The organism is Flavobacterium reichenbachii (genome assembly GCF_002217435.1).
Lineage (GTDB): Bacteria > Bacteroidota > Bacteroidia > Flavobacteriales > Flavobacteriaceae > Flavobacterium > Flavobacterium reichenbachii.
The window spans coordinates 147,699-169,008 of sequence record NZ_MUHF01000007.1; the positions used below are offsets into that span (position 1 = coordinate 147,699).

A 21,310-nucleotide genomic window follows, 5' to 3' on the forward strand; every position below is an offset into this window, starting at 1 on the left:
ATAATTAAAGAGACAGTTAATATATTAAGCTATTAATATTTAAAAACATTATTATGAAAATATCGGCTATGGTCGTAGGAAGAAATGAAGGTTATAAATTAAAGGACTGTTTAAAATCATTGTCTTTTTGTGATGAAATTTTATATGCAGATTTAGATTCGAGTGATAACTCAGTTGAAATAGCTTCAGATTTCAATTGTAGAATTTTTAATTATAAAAAATTTGGACCATCTTGTGAATATACACAAGTAGATCTTATAAAGGTTGTTAATAATGACTGGGTCATAATGTTAGATCCAGATGAGGTTATTACGGAAAACTTGAGAGATGAGATTATTAATAAACTGCCTGTAATTTCTCAAGATGATAAAGTTGGGGATATATACGTTCCTTGGCAATATTATTTTGGCAAGAAAAAATTAAGAGGGACTGTTTGGGGTTATAAAAAAGAAAAAGGGATATTAATTAATAAGAATAAATATGAAATTCTTCCTATTACCCATTATGGAAGAAAGGTAAAAGAAGGATATAAAAGTTATCATTTAAAGAACACAGGATTTAATTTGTTAAATCATTATTGGATGGACGATATGAAAAGTTTTATCGAAAAGCATCGGAAATACTTAAAAGACGAGGGTAGGGACAGATATGAAAAGGGAGATCGGATTTCAATTTTTGGGATAGTTGGTCATATTTTTTATCAGTTTATAAGATGCTTTTTTATTACAAGAGGCTATAAAGATGGATTTACTGGTTTTTTTCTAAGTATATTTTGGGTTTGGTATATGACTAATTCTAATATTTCTTTGTATTTAGTAACTATTAAAAATAAAAATGAGTTTTCAAATTAACTTAATCAGACAAAAAAGTAACGGTACTTATTTGGATTGTTTTGATGAAATCGAATCATCTATCGTAAGAAAAAAAGATTATAATATAAAAGTTATTGAATCAAATGATAATGCCTTAAAAAAGGTTTTAATAAGATTAATGTTTTTTTTGAAATTTATAAAATTTTTTAATAACAAAAAACAGACTATTAATTTTTCATTACTTATGGGAGCTTCTTTCGGAAGTTTAATTCCACATGTTTTTTTTTCAAATTCAAATTATACATATATGTATGATGCATGGCCTAGATTTCATGACGATATTGTGAAGAAAGCAAAGAAAATGAATATTAAAATGATCTTTTTTTCTTCACATCAAGTGACAAAGCTTTTTAATAAATTAAATTCTGGGATAAAAGGGGTATGGATACCTGAAGGAATTAAAGTTGAAGATTATAGTTTTGTGCCATTTAATTTAAAAGAGATCGATGTCCTAGAATTTGGAAGAAAATATGATGTATATCATGATGAAATTGCTCCTGTTTTAAAAGCTAATAATTATTTTCATTTATTTGAAAAACAGAGAGGTGACGTAGTATTTAAATCTAGATTGGACTTTCTTAATGGATTAGCAAAAAGTAAAATATCAATTTGCATTCCTTCTAATATTACTCATCCTGAAAGAGCAGAAGGAATTTCATGCATGACTTTAAGGTATCTTCAATCGATGGCATCAAAATGCCTTATTGTTGGAATTCTGCCTGATGAAATGAAATGTTTATTCGATTATCAGCCAATAATTGAGATTGATTTTGAAAATACGTCATCACAAATTTTAGATATTCTGGCAAATTATGAATCTTATTTTTCTCTGATAGAAAGAAATTATACTGAAATTCAAAAGTTTCATACATGGGACATTAGGTTGGAAGAAATATTATTAAATATAAAAAATGAAGAACGTTGAAAAACCTTTGGTTTCTATAATAACTGTAGTTTTTAATAATGTACGTACATTAGAGCAAACAATTAATTCTGTTATAAATCAGTCATATAAAAATATTGAATATATTATTATTGACGGAGGATCTACTGATGGTTCAGTAGATTTAATCAAAAAATATGAATCACAAATAAGTTATTGGGTTAGCGAACCAGATAAGGGGATTTATTATGCAATGAATAAAGGATTAAGTGTCGCGACAGGAAACTTAGTTAGTGTTTTGAGTAGTGATGATTGGTATGAAAGCACTTCAGTTGAAAAAGCGGTTAATTATTATGAATTAAATCCTGAAATTGATATCATTCATGGTTTACTTAGATTTATAGGAGCGAATGATATGCCTGATTTAGTAACAGGTCATTATAATTCTTTTTTGACTAAAGGAATGATTGAGCATCCAACATGTTTCATAACAAAAAAGATTTATGATAAAGTAGGTTTTTATAATGTACTTTATAAATCAGCTGGTGATTATGAATGGATGTTACGGGCGAAGAAATTAGAAGCTAAATTTTTATTCATACCTGAATTATTAACAAATTTTAGAAGAGGTGGTATTTCTGGTTCTTATATTGGGTCTTTAGAGGAGTTATTAATCAAGAAGCGTTTTGGAGTTATTAGTAACTTTAAATATCGTTACTGGAAAATTTTTTATTATTTGATATTTTTAAAACAAAAAATGTCTAAATCTTAATTATTTTTAATAAATTCATGAATGGATAATAAAATTAAAGTTTCAATTGTAATCCCTTGCTTTAATTCTGAAAAATATTTATTAGAAACAATCAATTGTGTTATTTCTCAAACGTTTATAGATTGGGAATGTATATTAATAAATGATGAATCGGTGGATAACACTGAGAGTATAATACTAAAAGTGCTCGGCACTGATAACCGATTTAAATATATTTATCAGAAAAATACTGGTGTTTGTATTGCAAGAAATAATGCAATAAAAGTAGCAACTGGAAATTATATTTTATGTTTAGACGCTGATGATTTAATTTCCGACAATTTTCTTCAAGAAACTATAAAGATTTTAGACTCAAACCCGAATATTAAAGTTGCCACCTCAATAGTTAAATTTTTTGGAAGAAGTAAAGGGATATTAAACGTTATTTCGTACGATATATCAGTTCTTCTGGCTTCAAATCAACTTGTTGTTACGTCTTTGTTTCGTCGAACTGATTTTGACAGGGTGGGAGGTTTTAATGTTAATATGAAAGATGGTTTTGAGGATTGGGACTTTTGGATTTCTATTCTTAAAAATGGAGGTATAGTTGAGCGTTCTTCAAAAGCATTTTTTTATTATCGATTGCAAATGTCATCAAGAAACAATCAAATATCTTTGGAAAAGGAAAGGAAATTGAGATACCAATTATGGGAAAATCATAAGGAACTTTTTTCATTATATTTTGTGGATCCTACAAAATATAATGAGTATATACGTTATGCAAATTCTCCAGAATATAAGATTGGCAGCATGATATTAAGCCCTTTACGAAAATTAAAAAGTTTTTTGCTTATAAAAATAGGTTTGCTTTATAGAATAAAAGTATAACTATTATTGATTGTTGTTTGTAAACTAATATAAAGGATAATAAAGAAAAAAAACGTTTTCAAGTTTGGAAAATTTTTGAGTAAAAAAATTATGACTGCCAATTTTAAATTATTTAGAGAAATATTTTTTATCGTTCTGATAGGTGTATTATTGGTCGTTAGATTTGTAAATATTGATGTAGAAAATGAGCAAATTAAATTGTTTGTTTTTTATTATTCAATAGCTATTGGCGCTTATTTGTTTTCGAAAATTAGATTTACTAACGCGATTAATCCAATTTCAATTTTTGTCCCTTTCCTATTTTTACTATCTTATAGTTTCATTCGATTATCTGATCAGCAAGTCCCTTATTCTTGGAAGACTTTTTCTATTATTAATATTTCAATTTTTTCTTATTTATTTTTTGCTTCGCTACATTATGATTATAAACCAATAAAAATTTTCAAATTTAATAATAGTTTGAGAAGAAAGTTTATTTTTTTTATATGTATAATGACATATTTAACATTTGTGTTAGAATGTTATTTATTTGGTTTTGTTCCTATATTTAATATTTTAAACTCTAGTCTTTATCTTGAAACAAATGATAAACTTATACCTTTTCTCCATTATTTTATAGTTTTGAATTCTTTTATACCAGCATGGTTATATATATATTATAAAGAAAAAATTATTTCTAAAAAGGTATTTAGAATTTTGCTTTTGGGCTCAATTTTTATATTATTAAATTATTTGAGTAGGCAAGTTCATTTATTATTTATTCTTTCATTTTTTATTTCTTATTTGTATTATAATAAATTGAATATGAAGTCTTTATTTAGGATTGTTGTTGTTGTGATATTAGTTTTTTTTGGCGTTGGTTATTTAAAGACCGATTCAGAAATGACTATTTCTGCATCAGAATATTTCAGGATTTTGGCTGGTGTAAGTAATGATCAGGTATCACTTTTTGAAGCAGTTTTTGTTGAATATAGTTCGAAAAGATTTTCTGTTTTAGATGCTATGGTAAATTTAAGTGATAAAATTAATTATCTCGGCTATGGGATTTATACTTTTAGACCTTTTCTTTCTTTCTTTTTATTTGAAAAAATAGGGGTAGTTCAAAGAATTCCAGAATTGAATAGTGAAGTTAGAGTTGGAACTTTTTTAATTGATCCATATTTAGATTTTGGTATAATAGGAGTCTTTATTATAAATTCCTTTTATGGATATCTCTCAGCAAGATATTACAATCAATTTAAGGAAAATCGTCCTGAAGCTATAATTAAATTTTCTATTATAATTTTTTGTGTTTTTATGGGGATGTTTATTAACTATTATAATTCAATGCTAATATGGCTGGGGTTCATCTTTAATAAGATGCTAATAGGAGGTCTTAAAAGTGAAAATAAATTCATATAATTTTATATTAAATAAGTGATTTATAATGACAAATAAAATATTGGTAGTTATTGTTTTATATGGAATTAATCTAGAAGATTCATTGACTTATCAAACGCTCAATTTATCGGTTACGGAGAGTGATTCAATTGTAGACCTTTTTGTTTACGATAATAGTGCTACATGTAATAAAATTAATGTTCAAAATAATAAATTTAATATAATTTATAAAAGTGATACTACTAATTCGGGAATAAGTAAGGCTTATAATAAGGCTGCTGATTATGCAAGTGAATGCCAAAAAGATTGGCTTTTATTTTTAGATCAAGATTCTAATATTCCAAAAAATCTTTTTTCTGTTTTTAATGAATTTAAGGATAAATTTTCGAATGAAAAACTTTTTGTGCCAGTTTTGAAGCAAAATAATATAATATTATCTCCATGCAAATTTAAATTTATGAAAGGCAGTTCGTTTTCGTCTGTTTTACCAGGCATATTATCTTTAGAGAATGTCTCTGTTTTTAATAGTGGTATTTTTATTGATCTAAATGCTTTTAGAAAAGTTGGTGGTTATGATGAAAATGTACCTTTAGATTTTTCTGATCACTCATTTATTTTTAGATATAAAAAATGGTTTTCTAACATAGTAGTTATTCCAATAGTAATAGAGCATGAATTGTCAAGTAAATCGTCCGATCAAACAATTATTCTTAGAAGATTTATACAGTATTGTAAGGGAGTTAGGGCATTTTCATCAATTGAGGGTGGTAAAGGATTATTGTTTTTTTGGACGGCGTTAAGAGCAGTAAAGTTGTCTTTTCAGTTTAAAAATTTTCAATATATAAAAATTTTATTCGATAAAAATTAAAATATTATATGATATCAGTTTGCGTTCCAACATATAATGGAGAAAAATATATTAGAGAACAATTAAATTCTATACTTTGTCAAATTGGGGAAAAAGATGAGATTATTATTTCTGATGATGGGTCTAGTGATTTAACAGTTGAAATACTTAATAGTTATAATGATAAACGGATAAAAATTTTTCATCACGTAAAACATAAAAAACCAAAGTCAAAGTTCAGGTTTAATCTTACGACTAGAAATATCGAAAATGCACTAAAAAATGCAAATGGGGATATTATTTTTATGGCGGATCAGGATGATGTTTGGGAAAAAAATAGAATTGAAAAAATATTGCCTTATTTAAACGATTATTCCTTAGTGCTTAACGACTGTAAAGTTGTTGATGAAGATAAAAAATCTATCCACGAGTCTTATTTTCAGATTAATAAATCTAATAAGGGTTTTTTTAAGAATTTAATTAAAAACTCATATTTGGGATGCTGTATGGCTTTTACCAAAGAATCTATGGATTTTTTTTACCCTTTTCCTAAAGTTCCAATACCCCACGACATATGGATTGGTCTTATGAATGAAATCTATGGCAGAGTGCATTTTTTAGATGAAAAATTGGTGTTATATAGGAGGCACGGTAATAATTTGTCTTATTCCTCTGGTGCTAGTAATTTCAGTTTTTGGTATAAGATGGAATATAGAATTATACTTTTGTTTGCTATTCTGTTAAAATTGATTAAAAAAAAATAAGTATATGAAAGTATTACAGTTGGGGAAAGCTTTTCCTCCAATTAAAAAATTAGGTGGAGTTGAAAAAGTTATGGAATATTTTTATTATGGACTTAATGAATTTGGAATTCATTGTGATGTTTTAGGTGTAAATGATAGGAGTAAAAATGAAATTGATAATTATTGTAATGAAGGTCTAATATTTAGAGAGTCTTTATTATTTAAAGCAAAATCAACTTTTTTTTCTATTTCACTAATTTTTCGACTTTGGAAAATTCAAAATAAATATGATATTATTCATGTCCACTTACCAGACCCTATGGCTTTGATAGCTTTATTTATTACTAGACCAAAATCAAAAGTAATAATTCATTGGCACAGTAATATTTTAAAACAAAAATATCTATATATACTCGTGAAGTTTTTTGAAAGTTGGCTATTAAAAAGAAGTGATTTAATATTATGCACAACACCGAAATATGCTATCAATAATGATGTTTTAAAGCCTTTTAATGCCAAAATTTCTTATGTAATTATTGGTTTAGATGTAGATAATTCTAATTTTAATCCAGAATTAGAATTAAAGATAAATAGTGACTATAAAGACAAAAAAAAGGTTGTTTACGTTGGCAGGTTTGTTTATTATAAAGGTATAGAGTATTTGATCAGATCCTTTACTTTAGTTAAATCTGACTGTGTTTTATATTTAATCGGGTCAGGAGAATTAGAAATTAGAATGAAAAGTTTAGTGACTGAATTGGGGCTTGATTCTAAAATTGTTTTTTTGGGTGAAGTAAATGAGAAAGATAAATTTACTTATATTAAATCATCTAATTTGCTAGTTTTGCCATCTATTTATAAAACGGAGGCCTATGGAATAGTGCAAATTGAGGCTATGGCTATGGGTGTACCAGTTTTATCAACAAAAATAGCAGGCTCTGGTGTAGATTGGGTTAATAAAGATGGTGAATCAGGCATAACTGTTCTTCCAGAAAATAGTTTGGAGCTTGCCCAGGCTATAGATAAAGTATTTTTGAATCCAGATTTTCAGGTAAAAATTTCTGAAGGTGCCAAAAGTAGGTATACCAGTTTTTTTACAAAAAAAAATATGATAGAGGATCTTGTAATAAAATATAAAGGTGTTTTAGTAAATTAAATAAGCTGATAGATGTTTAATGATATTTTGATTACTGGAGCAAATGGTTTCTTAGGGAAACTTATTGTAAACGAATTACAGGAGTCTAATAATTTGAAAAGTTTATCTAGAACTAGTGGAGATTTTAATTTTTTTTTAGATAAAGAGATTCCAGATTTCTATCAAAAATTTGATTTGGTCATTCATGTGGCTGGAAAAGCACACAGTATCCCAAAAAATGAGATAGAAAAAAAGCAGTTTTATGATGTGAATGTTGTAGGAACTCGAAATCTATTAAAAGGATTAGAAAGTTTTCATATTCCTAAAGAGTTTGTTTTTATAAGTTCAGTATCCGTATATGGACTAGATGTTGGCAATAATATTGACGAAGATCATCCGTTACTTGCTATTGACGCTTACGGACTTAGTAAAATTGAAGCGGAAAAAATTGTTTTAAACTGGTGTAAGGAAAATAATGTTGTTTGCACAATATTAAGACTTCCTTTATTAGTAGGTAAAGATGCACCAGGAAATTTAGGTGCAATGGTAAAAGCTATAACTAAAGGATATTACTTTAATGTAGGAGGAGGAAAAGCTAAAAAAAGTATGGTTTTAGGAAAAGACGTCGCTTCATTAATTATGAGAGTAGCTCCAATTGGAGGTATTTATAATGTTACAGATGGATATCATCCAAATTTTGATGAGTTAAGTGGTGCTGTTTCTTTAAATAAAAAGAAAAGAAAACCGCTAAATTTACCCATGAGTTTAGGTGTTATTATTGGAAAAATAGGTGATTTTTTTGGCGAGAAGTCACCAATTAATTCAGCAAAAGTAAAAAAAATCACTTCCAATCTAACTTTTGATGATACAAAAGCAAGAGTTATATTAGATTGGAATCCACAATCAGTGGTTGATTATGTAAATAATAATGAAATATAATATTATAAAAATGAAAGTAGCACTTATAACAGGAATTACTGGTCAGGATGGGTCATATTTGGCTGAATTATTATTAGAAAAAGGATATGTGGTTCATGGAGTTAAAAGAAGAGCTTCTTCATTCAATACACAACGGATTGACCACATCTATCAGGATCCGCATGAAACGCATGTGAATTTCAAACTGCATTATGGGGATTTGACTGATTCTACAAATATCATTCGAATTATTCAGGATGTACAGCCAGATGAAATTTATAATTTGGGAGCGATGAGTCATGTTAAAGTATCATTTGATTCTCCAGAATATGTGGCAAATGTGGATGGGATTGGTACCTTACGAATTTTGGAAGCTGTTCGTATTTTAGGTTTAGAAAAGAAAACTAGAATTTATCAGGCATCTACTTCTGAATTGTATGGAGGTTTGGCTGAAAATAAAAATGAAAGAGGGTTTTATGATGAGAACTCTCCTTTTTATCCGCGTTCTCCTTACGGAGCTGCTAAAATTTATGGTTTTTGGATCACCAAAAATTATCGAGAGGCCTATGGTATGTTTGCCTGTAATGGAATTCTGTTTAATCACGAATCACCACGTAGAGGAGAAACTTTTGTAACCCGTAAAATTACTATGGCTACCGCTGCAATTTCTTTAGGGCAACAAGATTGTCTATACTTAGGGAATTTGGATGCGCAACGGGATTGGGGACATGCTAAAGATTATGTGGAAGCAATGTGGCGTATTTTACAACAAGATGTTCCCGAGGATTATGTCATTGCTATGGGAGAAACGACCTATGTTCGTGATTTTGTAAGAATGGCATTTGCTGAGGTTGGTATCGAAATTGAATTTAGAGGAGAGGGAGTAAATGAAAAAGGGTATGTTCTCTCGTGTAGTAATCCTGCTTATCAGATTGAGTTAGGTAAACAGGTCATTGCTATTGACCCACAATATTTCCGTCCTACTGAAGTAGATTTGTTAATAGGCGATCCTACCAAATCGAAGACAAAGTTAGGTTGGGTTCCAAAATATGATTTGGCTGGATTAGTAAGAGAAATGATGGCTTCTGACGTAGAATATTTTCAAAAAGAACAAATGTTGAAAGCTGCGGGATATCGTGTTAAAAATAAATTTGAATAAATTTGAATAAATTTTAAACTGATTTAAAATTTATTTTCGATAGTTTTTATTAAATAAATATGTTGGAAAAATGAATAAAGCAGATAAAATATACCTAACTGGGCATAGAGGAATGTTAGGGAGTACTACCTTAAAGTTGTTAATTGAAAAAGGATATACCAACATTATTACTAAGACACATAAAGAATTAGATTTAACTAATCAACAAGCGGTCGAAGAATTTTTTAAATCTGAGAAGCCAAAATATGTCTTACATATAGCAGCAAAAGTTGGTGGTATAAAAGCAAATATTGATAACCCAGCCATCTTCTTGTATGATAATTTAATTATGCAAGCCAATGTTGTTAATTCTTCTTATAATAATGGGGTTGAGAAATTTGTTTTCATTGCAAGTTCTTGTATCTATCCTAAAGATAGTCCTCAGCCTATGAAAGAAGAATATTTATTGGATGGTAAATTAGAACCAACAAATGAAGGATATGCTATTGGAAAAATAGCAGGAATCAAATTGTTAGAAACATACAATAAACAATATGGCTTCAATGGAATAAGTTTAATCCCCAGTAATTTATATGGACCGAATGATACGTTTGATCTAAGTCATGCCCATGTATTGTCATCTCTGGTTAAAAAGTTTGTAGATGCAAAAGAAAATTTAAATCCATCAATAACTTTATGGGGTACAGGAATTGCAAGAAGAGAGTTTTTGCATGTTGAAGATTTTTCAAAAGCTGTAATACATTTTTTTGAAAACTATAATTCTCCAAATTTTATTAATGTAGGTCCAGGAGATGATATAAGTATATTTGAATTGGCACAACTAATTGCTAAAAAAGTTGGTTTTGAAGGTGAAATTTTATGGGATGAAACAAAACCTAATGGGATGCTTAGAAAGTGTATGGATGTTTCAAATATGCTAAGTGAAAATTTTGTACCCAAAATAAGTTTAGAAGAAGGAATTGATCAAGTAATAATAAGTTATAAAAAGAAAAAAAATGAAGATACCATTGATGCGAAAAGCATTTCTTAAAGAGGAGGAAACTAAAAGAGCTCTGTCGGATTTTATATTGAATGCAGACAGATTAAGCATGGACATAGAATGCAAAAAGTTTGAAAAGAAATTTGCATTATATCAAAAATGTAAACATGCTATTTTGTTTAATAGTGGGGGAAGTGCAAATTTAGCGATGCTTCAAGCATTGAAAAATTTAGGCAAACTAAAAGATGGAGATAAAGTTGGTTTTTCTGCATTGACATGGTCGACAAATACTATGCCCATAATTCAATTAAATATGATTCCTGTTGCTTTGGATTGTCAGCCAGATACTCTGAATACAATGTCATCTCATTTATTAGAAAGATTAAAAAATACAGATTTACAAGCTCTTTTTATTACTAATATATTAGGATTTACCGGTGACATAGCTATAATTAGAGAAATTTGTAATGAGAAAAATATTATTTTGATTGAAGATAATTGTGAATCTTTAGGTACAGAGTTGCCAGAAGGTAGAGCGGGTAACTTTGGAATAGGAGCAAGTTTTTCTTTTTTTGTAGCACATCATATGTCTACGATCGAAGGTGGTATGGTATGCACGGATGATGATGATTTTGCAGAAATGTTAACAATTGTTAGAGCAAATGGATGGGATAGAAATCTAACCGAAGAGCAACAAAAGAAATGGAGAGGCAAATTTGGTATTGAATCAGAATTTCAAGCGAAATACACCTTTTATGATTTAGGATATAACTTTAGACCTACAGAAATTACAGGATTTCTAGGGCAATATCAAATGCAGTTTTTAGATGAAAATATAAAAAAAAGAGAACAAAATTATTTGAGAATTGAAAAAGTTATTAAAGAAAATGATGATTTTATCTATTTGAAGCATGACCATATTTCAACGTTATCAACGTTCGCATTTCCTTTAGTTTGCAAAACCCCAGAATTAAGAGCTAAATATCTTAAAAAATTTATTGAAGCAGGTGTAGAAATTAGACCAATGATAGCAGGTAACATGCAAGAGCAACCATTTTATAAAAAATATGTAAGCGATTTATATGAGATGCCAGGTGCAGATATGATGCATTCTAATGGTTTTTATTGTGGTAATTATCCTGAATTATTAGAAGAGGATTTAATTGTTTTTGAAAATTTGCTAAGAAGCTAAAATTAATTCATTAAAGATCTAATATTTATAAGTACTCCGATAATCTTTAATTATTGGTAAAAAATTGTTTGCTGGTGGATATAATATGTCCATCTTCCAGATTTTCTCAGCATTAATACAAAAGAATATCGGAGTAATTTATAATCTTGGACTTAATGGTTGCGAATATAATTCTTAGCCATTAATATTTTATATATGATAAACATTGCCCTATTTTTTATATTTATTGTTGTTGAATTAATTTATTTTAAAGTAGCAGATCATTTTAATATAATAGACAAACCTAATCAAAGAAGCTCCCATACAGAGGTAACATTACGTGGTGGCGGAATAATTTTCTGGTTTTCAGCTTTGCTTTATTTTGTACAACATATTCAAAATAATTATTTCTTCTTTATAGGAATAACTTTAGTAAGCTTAGTTAGTTTTTGGGATGATATTCAGAGCCTGTCAAATAAAATCCGAATTTCAATTCATTTTCTTTCGATTACTTTAATTTTTTATGATATGAACTTATTTAATGCAATTCCGATTTGGGGTATTGTTATTGTTTATATTATTGCCATAGGATTAATAAATGCCTATAATTTTATGGATGGAATTAATGGTATTACAGGACTTTATACGTTGGTCGTAATGGGGTCGCTGTTATATGTAAATACAAAAATCCAGCTTTTTACTGATGGAACTTTTATAAAATATGCAATGCTTGCAAGCTTAGTCTTTTTATTTTTTAATTATAGAAAAAAGGCAAAATGTTTTGCGGGTGATGTAGGGAGTATTGCAATTGCATTTTGGATAATCTATTTAGTTTTAAAATTAATTCTTGTAACAGAATCAGTAATATGGTTATTGTTTTTAGCTGTATATGGAGTTGATGCAGTTTGTACAATCTTACATAGACTTTACCTGAAACAGAATATTTTTGAAGCTCATCGATTGCATTTGTATCAAATTCTAAGCAACGAATATAAAATTCAACATAGAGTGGTATCATTGCTTTATGCAGTTGTTCAGGCTTTAGTGTCAATTATTGTTGTATATCAATATCAAAAAGTACAGGATTCAGTTTTGTTTTTGATAATAGTTTTACCATTATTACTTATTTATTCAACAAAATTTTATCTATTCAACAAAAGTAATTTAAGCCTAAATACATGATGCCTAAAGTTATTCAAGGAGGGAATTTTTCAGATCATCGTGGTACAATTTCATATGTAAATGATTTTAGTTTTCAGGATATTGAACGGTTTTACATCATTAGCAATTCTGACGAAAATCCAATTCGTGCCTGGCAAGGACATAAATTAGATGCAAAAAACTTTTATTGCTTAAGCGGGACTTTTAAAATACATTTTGTAAAAGTTGATGATTGGGAAAATCCTTCCAGAAACTTAAAAATTGAAACTATAATTGCTTCAGAATCTGATAGTAAAATAATTCATATTCCCGCTGGTTATGCGAATGCTATTGAATCTTTAGAGAATAATTCAAAATTGATATCTTTTTCAACTTTACCCTTGAAAAATGTTAAGGATGACGATGTTCGTTATCCTGCTGATTATTGGCTAATAAATGAATAATTCTAGAATTTATTTGTCTTTAGGATTACAAAGTGGTTTTGAAAAAGAATATATTTCAAAATCCTTTGAAGATAATTGGATAACTTCTGGCGGGCCAAATGTAGATAATTTTGAAATAGAACTTAAAAACTATTTAGGCGAAAACTCATTTGTAACTGCGTTAAATTCTGGAACATCAGCAATTCATTTAGCACTCATTTTATTGGGTGTAGAAAAAGATGATGAGGTTATTTGTCAGACAATGACATTTTCTGCATCTGCCAATCCGATTTTGTATCAACGAGCAATTCCTATTTTTGTAGATAGTGAAATAGAAACTTGGAACATTTGCCCTGAAAATTTGGAAATTGCAATAAAAGACAGAATAAAAAAAGGCAAAAAGCCAAAAGCGATTATAGCAGTTCATTTATATGGGAATCCTTATAAAGTTGATGAAATTCATGCTATAGCAGATCGATATCAAATTCCAATTATAGAAGATAGTGCTGAAGCTTTGGGCAGTACTTATAAACAAAAAAAATGTGGAACTTTTGGCAGTTTAGGAGTTTTATCATTTAACGGTAATAAAATTATTACAACCTCGAGTGGTGGAGCATTGATTTCTAATTCTAAAAAGGTCAAAGAAAAAGCAATTTTTTATGCTACTCAGGCAAAAGATAACGAAGTACATTATCAACATAGTGAAATAGGATATAATTATAGAATGAGTAATATTTGTGCAGGAATTGGTCTTGGACAAATGAAAATTCTAAATCAAAACGTTATAAAAAGAAGAGAAAATCATAGTTTTTATAAAGAGATCTTTAAAAACATAAAAGCTGTAGAACTTTTTGAAGTTTTGAATGAAGATTATTTTTCAAGTTATTGGCTGAGCACTATTTTGATAAATAGTGAGAATCCAAATAAAAGTAGAGAAGGTTTGAGGTTGGCTCTGGAAGCAAAAAACATTGAAAGTCGCCCGCTTTGGAAGCCTATGCACTTACAGCCTATTTTTAAAAAATACCCTTATTATGGGAAAAATACAGCTGAGATTTTATTCCAAAAAGGACTATGTTTGCCATCTGGCTCAAATTTAACAACGGACAATAAGGATAGAATAAAAGAAGTGATTACCACCTTTTTTAAATAATAAAATACGATTAAAATTATAATATGAGAATTGAAAAAACATTTATACAAGATTTAGTTGTTGTAGAACCAACAGTTTTTGGTGATGAAAGAGGGTACTTTTTTGAATCATATAGCAAAATAAAATTTGAAGATTTAGGAATTAACATTGATTTTGTCCAAGATAATCAATCCTTTTCAAAAAAAGGGACATTAAGAGGATTACATTATCAAAACTCTCCATTTGCACAAACTAAATTAGTACGTGTTTTAGAAGGAGAAATTATTGATGTTGCAGTAGATTTAAGAAAAGATTCTCCAACTTACGGAAAATCATTTAGTATTTTACTGTCAGCAGAAAATAAAAAACAATTATTGGTGCCACAAGGATTTGCTCATGGTTTTTCGGTTATTAGTGAAACAGCGTCTGTGATGTACAAATGTGATCAGTTTTATAACAAGGCTTCAGAGGGCGGAATTAAATTTGATGATCCATCTTTAAATATTGACTGGGGAATGAACCTAGACGATGCGATTGTTTCTGATAAAGATCAGATACTTCCATATATTGAAGAATGTAATAGTTTGTTTTAATGAAAAAAATACTTGTAACTGGTGCAAATGGACAGCTGGGTTCTGAATTAAATGTTATATCTATTAAATATCCGCAATACGAATGGGTTTTTGCTGACAGAACTAAAATTACTTTAGATAATTTAGAACTCCTTAAGCTTCAATTAAACGAAATTAAACCTGATATTATTTTAAATGGTGGTGCTTATACTGCGGTTGATAAAGCCGAAACGGAAAAAGATTTAGCTTTTACTATAAATCATTTGTCAGTAGAAGTAATTGCAAAATACGCATCAGAAAATAATGTGAAATTAATCCATGTTTCAACGGATTATGTTTTTGACGGTTCTTCTTCTGTAGCTTTAAATGAAGGAGCAGAAACCAATCCAATAAATGTTTATGGAGAAAGTAAAAGAGCAGGCGAAATTGCTTGTTTAAAAGAAAATCCAGATGCAATTATTATAAGAACCTCTTGGGTGTATAGCAAATTTGGAAATAATTTTGTCAAAACGATGCAGCGCTTGATGCAGGAAAGAGACTCCATTAATGTTGTAAACGATCAAATTGGTTCTCCAACTTATGCAGCTGATTTAGCACAGGCGATTGTTTATATAGTTGAATCGTCTAACTGGATCCCAGGAATTTATAATTATTCTAATGAAGGTGAAATAAGTTGGTATGAGTTTGCGTTGACAATAAAAGATTTTGGAAACTATGATTGTAAAGTTGGCGGGATTCCATCATCGTCATATCCTACACCAGCTAAGCGTCCGGAATTTTCGCTGTTAGATAAGAAAAAAATTAAGGAAACTTATAATTTAGAGGTTCCGGATTATAAAGAAAGTTTAAAAAAAATGTTTATTTAAATAATTTTGAGATCTGATTTTATAATTCTAAATAGTCAAAAAGAATCTAAAGTCTAGAATCCAAAATATAAATTAAAAATATATGAAAGGAATTATTTTAGCCGGAGGTTCTGGTACTCGTTTACATCCATTGACACTTGCAATGAGTAAACAAATGATGCCCGTTTATGATAAGCCGATGATTTATTATCCATTATCAACCTTAATGATGGCAGGAATAAATGAAATATTAATAATCTCTACACCACATGATTTACCAAATTTTAAAAAATTATTAGGAGACGGTAGTTCTTTGGGGTGTAAATTTAGTTACGAAGAGCAGGCAATTCCAAATGGTTTAGCACAAGCTTTTGTTATTGGAGAAAAATTTATTGGTAATGACGATGTTGCATTGATTTTAGGAGATAATATTTTCTTTGGATCTAATATGCAAGAGCTTTTAAAGTCGAATACAAAACCTGATGGAGGTGTAGTTTTTGCTTATCATGTTTCGGATCCAGAAAGGTATGGTGTAGTTGAGTTTGATGAGAATCTAAAAGCCATTTCTATTGAAGAAAAACCTGCAGATCCAAAATCAAATTTTGCTGTTCCAGGACTGTACTTTTATGATAATTCTGTTGTTGAAATTGCCAAAAACATTAAAGCAAGTGCTCGGGGAGAATATGAGATTACAGATGTAAACAAAATGTATCTGGAAAAAGGAACTTTAAAAGTAGGTATTCTAAGTAGAGGAACAGCTTGGCTTGATACTGGGACTTTTAATAGTTTAATGCAAGCTGGCCAGTTTGTTCAGGTTTTAGAAGAAAGACAAGGGTTAAAAGTAGGCTGTATAGAAGAAATTGCCTGGAGACAAGGATTTATAAATGATAATCAGCTTGAAGAATTAGCATTGCCTTTAGTAAAGTCTGGTTATGGATCTTATCTTTTAGAATTTTTAAAACAAAAGAGAAAAGGTGTTAAAGTTTAATTTGCATTTTAAATAATTTATTGCAAATTTTAATTTGTATTTTTGTAATACCTATACTATAAAGTTCTAAACCAAATCCAATTGAATACAGATAAACAAACCAAAGTATCCTCAGTGTTGTACAATACTCTTTCTCCCAGAAATTTGAGGGCTAACATCAATAACCTTAGTTACCTTCCGAGGTGGATTATTGTTGCTATAGATGTAATGGTTCTGATTTTCTCGTTTACTTTTACTTATATGTTGTTTGAAGGCACAGCAATAGGGTATATTATTACGCCTCATCAATTTTATATTGTTTCAGGTTTAATAGTGGTAAATGTCTTTTTCTTTTGGCTGTTTAGAACCTATTCTGGAATTATACGACACTCTTCTTACATTGATGCTATAAAACTGTTGTTTTCTCAAATGTCAGTTTTAGTTTTCTTTTTATTCTTTAACTTAATTTTCGAGCTTTACACAGGGCATAAGGCTTTTTTAAATACTGCATTATTTATTAATCTGGTTCTTTCGTTTTGCGGTTTATTTTTATATCGTGTAGTAGTGAAGCAGACTTTTGAAATGTATTTTTCTGAAAAATCTAATTCTAAGCTAATAAGAACAGTTATTTATGGAACAGATGCAAATGCAATTTCTGTTGCAAATGCTTTGAAATTTGAAACTCCATCTCGTTTTAAAATTGTAGGTTTTGTAGATAAAAACAATCAAAATGCTTCTAAGCGAATGCTGGATCTTCCAATTTTAATCCTTAGAAAGAAACTGCCGGCTTTAATGCGTTCTGTCGCTGCAGAAGGTGTTATTATTGCAGATAAAAGCTTATCAAAAGAAGAGCAGTTAGTAATTGTTGATCAATGTTTAGAATTCAATTATAGAGTATATACAGTGCCTTTGATTTCGGATTGGGAGAACCAAAAGGAAATTTCTCAAAAGGTAAAAAATATACAGATTGAAGATTTATTAGAACGTAAACCAATTGTCTTAGACAGCAAATCTATTTCTAAACAATTAAAAGATAAAACGATTCTTATTACAGGAGCGGCGGGTTCCATAGGAAGCGAGATTGTTAGGCAGGTATTAGGGTTTAATCCTAAAAAAGTAATTATGCTGGATCATGCAGAAACACCTCTGCATAATTTATGCTTAGAAACGCAGGCCATGAATTCTTCTACTAAAATAGTAGCTGTAATTACAGATGTTAGAAGTAAAAAAGCTTTAGAGAAAACATTCAATAATTATAATCCGCATGTTGTTTTTCATGCTGCAGCCTACAAGCATGTTCCATTAATGGAAGAAAATCCTGCTCAGGCAATACTCACAAATATAAAAGGAACAAAGAATTTAGCAGATTTATCATGTAAATATCATGTGAAAAAATTTGTAATGGTTTCAACAGATAAAGCGGTTAATCCTAGCAACGTAATGGGAGCTAGTAAGCGAATAGCAGAAAAATATGTTCAATCTTTATCTCTGAAAAATCAAAGAGAGAATAGTGAAATTGAGACAAAATTTATTACTACTCGTTTCGGAAATGTCTTAGGCTCAAACGGATCTGTAGTGCCGTTGTTTACCAAACAAATTGCAGAAGGAGGACCAGTTACAATTACACATCAGGACATTATTCGTTATTTTATGACTATCCCAGAAGCGTGTCAGCTGGTGCTGGAAGCTGGTGCAATGGGAAATGGTGGAGAAATTTACATCTTCGATATGGGTAAGCCCGTGAGAATTATAGATCTGGCTAAGAAAATGATTAAGCTGGCTGGTTTCATTCCAGACAAAGAAATAAAAATAAAAATTGTTGGATTAAGACCGGGCGAAAAATTATACGAAGAATTGTTAAATGATACTTCTAAGACATTACCTACATATCATAACAAAATTATGATTGCCCAGGAAATACAGGATGAGTATCAAAATCTACATATTGATATTGATGAATTAATCGGAATAGCTGATTTTTATGATAATGATGACATTGTTGCAAAAATGAAAAAAATTGTCCCAGAATTTAAAAGTATGAATTCAACTTTTGAAGTTTTGGATAAATAATTTTTTTTTTGAAATTAAATGTTACTTTTGGCGAAGATATAAAAGGTGTTTTTTTTAAAAACACCTTTTTGCATTTTAATACAATTTATAAGAGAATAAAAATCTTGTTAATTTGTTGCCTAATTTTTCAGATGCATCATTGTTTAAAATGTTTTAAGAGAACGTATAATTGTTTCTAAATTAAATACCATTATTACAATTAAATTGTAATAAAACTAAAATGAACAATACAAACAAATCTAATAATTGGCTGTTTGAAATAACACCAAAAAATAAATTTTTCTCGCTTAATCTTAAAGAAGTTTGGCAGTATAGAGATTTATTATTCCTTTTTGTAAAAAGAGATGTTATTACAGTCTACAAGCAAACCGTTTTAGGGCCGCTGTGGTATTTAATTCAGCCTTTATTTACATCCGTAACCTTTACCATAATATTTAATAATGTTGCAGGTATAAATACAGGAAATGTTCCTCCATTCTTATTTAATTTGGCAGGAATTACGGTTTGGAATTATTTTACAGCTTGTCTCAATGGTACTTCTGATACGTTTAAAGCAAATGCTTCCATATTTGGCAAAGTATATTTTCCAAGAATTATAACTCCTCTTTCAGTTGTGATTTCTAATTTAATAAAATTCGGAATCCAGTTTTTGATTTTTATTGCCTTTTATATTTTTTATTATTTTAAAGGTTCAGATCTAACTTTAAATATTTCGTTACTATTCTTTCCGATTCTGATAGCCGTTATGGGTATTTTAGGATTGGGTTTAGGAATGCTCATTTCTTCAATGGTGACCAAATACCGTGATTTTAGTTATCTTATTACTTTCGGAATCCAATTACTAATGTATCTGTCTGCAGTAATGTATCCGATGGAATTGATCAAACAAAAAATGCCTGAATACGCCTGGATCGTTGCTTACAATCCATTAGCATATATTATAGAAACGTCTCGATACATGTTATTAAATATAGGTGAAATTTCGTTTTCGGGATTAACATATACTTTAATTTTTACAATCGCCGCCTTTATTATTGGACTTTTAGTTTTTAATAAAACTGAAAAAAGTTTTATAGATACGGTCTAATTTATTTTAGAAATATTTGTTCAGATTAAATATAGACACTCATAATCAATAGAATTTCAATTGGAAAAAGATATAATATTAAAAGCCGAAAATATATCCAAACAGTACCGTTTAGGACAAGTTGGTACTGGTACTTTGAGCCATGACTTAAATAGATGGTGGCACCAGATAAGAGGTAAAGAAAATCCGTATCTAAAAATCGGCGATACAAATGATCGTTCTACCAAAGGATCTTCTGATTATGTTTGGGCTTTACAGAATATTAATTTTGAAGTTGAGCGCGGACAGGTTTTAGGTATCATTGGTAAAAATGGAGCCGGAAAATCTACACTTTTAAAAATACTATCAAAAGTTACTGCCCCAACTACAGGAAGCATAAAATCTCGAGGAAGAATTGCTTCTTTACTAGAAGTTGGTACTGGTTTTAATGGTGAAATGACAGGACGCGAGAATATTTTTCTGAATGGAGCAATCCTAGGGATGACCAAAAAAGAGATTACATCTAAGTTAGACGAAATTATTGAGTTCTCTGGCTGCGAAAGATATATTGATACCCCTGTAAAAAGATATAGTTCTGGAATGACAGTTCGTTTAGCTTTTGCAGTGGCAGCTTTTTTGGAACCTGAAATTTTAGTTATTGATGAGGTTTTAGCAGTAGGAGATGCCGAATTTCAGAAAAAGGCAATCGGAAAAATGCAGGATATCTCAAAAGGAGAAGGCCGGACTGTTTTATTTGTGAGTCATAATATGGCTGCAGTAAAAAGTTTGTGTACAAGAGGAATCATTTTAGAACACGGAAAAGTAGCTTTTGAAGGTGATATAGAAAATGCTGTAAGCTACTATCTTGGCGGAGAAGCAGAAGCAATGAATTTAAAAACATTTGGAAAAGAGCATGATCTTCCTGTATTTAAATTGAATGAAATTTCATTGTATAATTTGGGACAAACTTCAGATGATGTACTGCAGGAAAATGAGTTAATTGTTCTTAATACAAAGATAGAAATAAAAGCCCCAGAAGCCGAAAGATATCATATAACATATCATTTGTATAATGAAATGGGAGAAGCAATGTTTTCATTTTCTAATGCTGGATCATTTACACTAAAAAAAGGTGTCAATAATATTAAATGCCATTTTCCAAAATCTTTTTTCCAATCAGGGCAATATTTTCTGTCACTTTTTATAGTAGAAGATTCAAAACAGCCAATTTTTGTTGAAAAAGATATTATTTCTTTTACCGTTGTTGATTCTGGTCGTGAACTAGGAACTTATATGGGAAGAGAACCAGGTTTTATAAGACCACAGTTTGAATGGAAATTAGAATAATAATT

General features: G+C 29.4%; 21 protein-coding genes. All 21 read left to right on the top strand.

The window, feature by feature from the left end; genetic code table 11:
• Nucleotides 1-53 precede the first annotated feature (53 nt).
• Nucleotides 54-851, top strand: a complete 798-nt coding sequence (locus tag B0A68_RS07525; RefSeq protein ID WP_035682426.1) for a glycosyltransferase family protein — start codon at nucleotides 54-56, stop codon at nucleotides 849-851.
• Nucleotides 835-1,797, top strand: coding sequence for a hypothetical protein (locus B0A68_RS07530; RefSeq protein WP_035682423.1), 963 nt, complete (start codon nucleotides 835-837; stop codon nucleotides 1,795-1,797). The genes B0A68_RS07525 and B0A68_RS07530 overlap by 17 nt, the downstream gene beginning before the upstream one ends.
• On the top strand, nucleotides 1,784-2,527 hold the full coding sequence (locus tag B0A68_RS07535; RefSeq protein ID WP_051892471.1) for a glycosyltransferase family 2 protein: 744 nt from the start codon (nucleotides 1,784-1,786) through the stop codon (nucleotides 2,525-2,527). Before B0A68_RS07530 ends, B0A68_RS07535 begins: the two co-directional genes overlap by 14 nt.
• Before the next feature lie 21 nt (nucleotides 2,528-2,548).
• A complete protein-coding gene (locus B0A68_RS07540; RefSeq protein WP_051892470.1) occupies nucleotides 2,549-3,394 on the top strand; it encodes a glycosyltransferase family 2 protein in 846 nt (281 codons plus the stop codon).
• A 90-nt stretch (nucleotides 3,395-3,484) separates the two neighbouring features.
• Entirely contained in the window at nucleotides 3,485-4,795 is a 1,311-nt protein-coding gene (locus B0A68_RS07545) for an O-antigen polymerase (RefSeq protein ID WP_035682421.1), read from the top strand.
• A 25-nt stretch (nucleotides 4,796-4,820) separates the two neighbouring features.
• Nucleotides 4,821-5,642 (top strand): glycosyltransferase family protein, encoded by an 822-nt coding sequence (locus B0A68_RS07550; protein WP_035682419.1) that lies wholly within the window; start codon nucleotides 4,821-4,823, stop codon nucleotides 5,640-5,642.
• A gap of 8 nt (nucleotides 5,643-5,650) precedes the next feature.
• Complete coding sequence (locus tag B0A68_RS07555) at nucleotides 5,651-6,385, top strand: glycosyltransferase family 2 protein (RefSeq protein WP_035682416.1); 735 nt, start codon at nucleotides 5,651-5,653, stop codon at nucleotides 6,383-6,385.
• 4 nt (nucleotides 6,386-6,389) lie between these two features.
• Nucleotides 6,390-7,520, top strand: coding sequence for a glycosyltransferase (locus tag B0A68_RS07560; RefSeq protein WP_035682414.1), 1,131 nt, complete (start codon nucleotides 6,390-6,392; stop codon nucleotides 7,518-7,520).
• Nucleotides 7,521-7,532: 12 nt separating this feature from the next.
• The gene (locus B0A68_RS07565) at nucleotides 7,533-8,438 is read left to right on the top strand and encodes an NAD-dependent epimerase/dehydratase family protein (RefSeq protein ID WP_035682411.1); all 906 of its coding nucleotides are present in this window, start codon (nucleotides 7,533-7,535) and stop codon (nucleotides 8,436-8,438) included.
• A gap of 10 nt (nucleotides 8,439-8,448) precedes the next feature.
• On the top strand, nucleotides 8,449-9,576 hold the full coding sequence (gmd, locus tag B0A68_RS07570; protein ID WP_035687876.1) for a GDP-mannose 4,6-dehydratase: 1,128 nt from the start codon (nucleotides 8,449-8,451) through the stop codon (nucleotides 9,574-9,576).
• Between the two features lie 70 nt (nucleotides 9,577-9,646).
• Complete coding sequence (locus B0A68_RS07575) at nucleotides 9,647-10,606, top strand: GDP-L-fucose synthase family protein (RefSeq protein ID WP_051892469.1); 960 nt, start codon at nucleotides 9,647-9,649, stop codon at nucleotides 10,604-10,606.
• Nucleotides 10,572-11,747: a DegT/DnrJ/EryC1/StrS family aminotransferase gene (locus tag B0A68_RS07580; protein ID WP_240475233.1), complete on the top strand. Its 1,176-nt coding sequence runs from the start codon at nucleotides 10,572-10,574 to the stop codon at nucleotides 11,745-11,747. The genes B0A68_RS07575 and B0A68_RS07580 overlap by 35 nt, the downstream gene beginning before the upstream one ends.
• A 195-nt stretch (nucleotides 11,748-11,942) precedes the next feature.
• The gene (locus tag B0A68_RS07585; protein ID WP_035682405.1) at nucleotides 11,943-12,908 is read left to right on the top strand and encodes an MraY family glycosyltransferase; all 966 of its coding nucleotides are present in this window, start codon (nucleotides 11,943-11,945) and stop codon (nucleotides 12,906-12,908) included.
• Complete coding sequence (locus B0A68_RS07590; RefSeq protein ID WP_035682403.1) at nucleotides 12,905-13,330, top strand: WxcM-like domain-containing protein; 426 nt, start codon at nucleotides 12,905-12,907, stop codon at nucleotides 13,328-13,330. The genes B0A68_RS07585 and B0A68_RS07590 overlap by 4 nt, the downstream gene beginning before the upstream one ends.
• A complete protein-coding gene (locus tag B0A68_RS07595) occupies nucleotides 13,323-14,459 on the top strand; it encodes a DegT/DnrJ/EryC1/StrS family aminotransferase (protein WP_035682399.1) in 1,137 nt (378 codons plus the stop codon). Before B0A68_RS07590 ends, B0A68_RS07595 begins: the two co-directional genes overlap by 8 nt.
• A gap of 23 nt (nucleotides 14,460-14,482) precedes the next feature.
• Nucleotides 14,483-15,031, top strand: coding sequence for a dTDP-4-dehydrorhamnose 3,5-epimerase (gene rfbC / locus B0A68_RS07600; RefSeq protein WP_035682398.1), 549 nt, complete (start codon nucleotides 14,483-14,485; stop codon nucleotides 15,029-15,031).
• Entirely contained in the window at nucleotides 15,031-15,876 is an 846-nt protein-coding gene (gene rfbD / locus B0A68_RS07605; protein ID WP_035682396.1) for a dTDP-4-dehydrorhamnose reductase, read from the top strand. Before rfbC ends, rfbD begins: the two co-directional genes overlap by 1 nt.
• 82 nt (nucleotides 15,877-15,958) lie before the next feature.
• The gene (rfbA, locus tag B0A68_RS07610) at nucleotides 15,959-16,843 is read left to right on the top strand and encodes a glucose-1-phosphate thymidylyltransferase RfbA (RefSeq protein ID WP_035682394.1); all 885 of its coding nucleotides are present in this window, start codon (nucleotides 15,959-15,961) and stop codon (nucleotides 16,841-16,843) included.
• Nucleotides 16,844-16,924: 81 nt separating this feature from the next.
• Nucleotides 16,925-18,892, top strand: a complete 1,968-nt coding sequence (locus B0A68_RS07615) for a polysaccharide biosynthesis protein (RefSeq protein WP_035682391.1) — start codon at nucleotides 16,925-16,927, stop codon at nucleotides 18,890-18,892.
• Nucleotides 18,893-19,112: 220 nt separating this feature from the next.
• Nucleotides 19,113-19,979, top strand: a complete 867-nt coding sequence (locus tag B0A68_RS07620) for an ABC transporter permease (RefSeq protein ID WP_035682388.1) — start codon at nucleotides 19,113-19,115, stop codon at nucleotides 19,977-19,979.
• A gap of 60 nt (nucleotides 19,980-20,039) precedes the next feature.
• Nucleotides 20,040-21,305 (top strand): ABC transporter ATP-binding protein, encoded by a 1,266-nt coding sequence (locus B0A68_RS07625; protein ID WP_035682386.1) that lies wholly within the window; start codon nucleotides 20,040-20,042, stop codon nucleotides 21,303-21,305.
• Nucleotides 21,306-21,310: the final 5 nt, after the last annotated feature.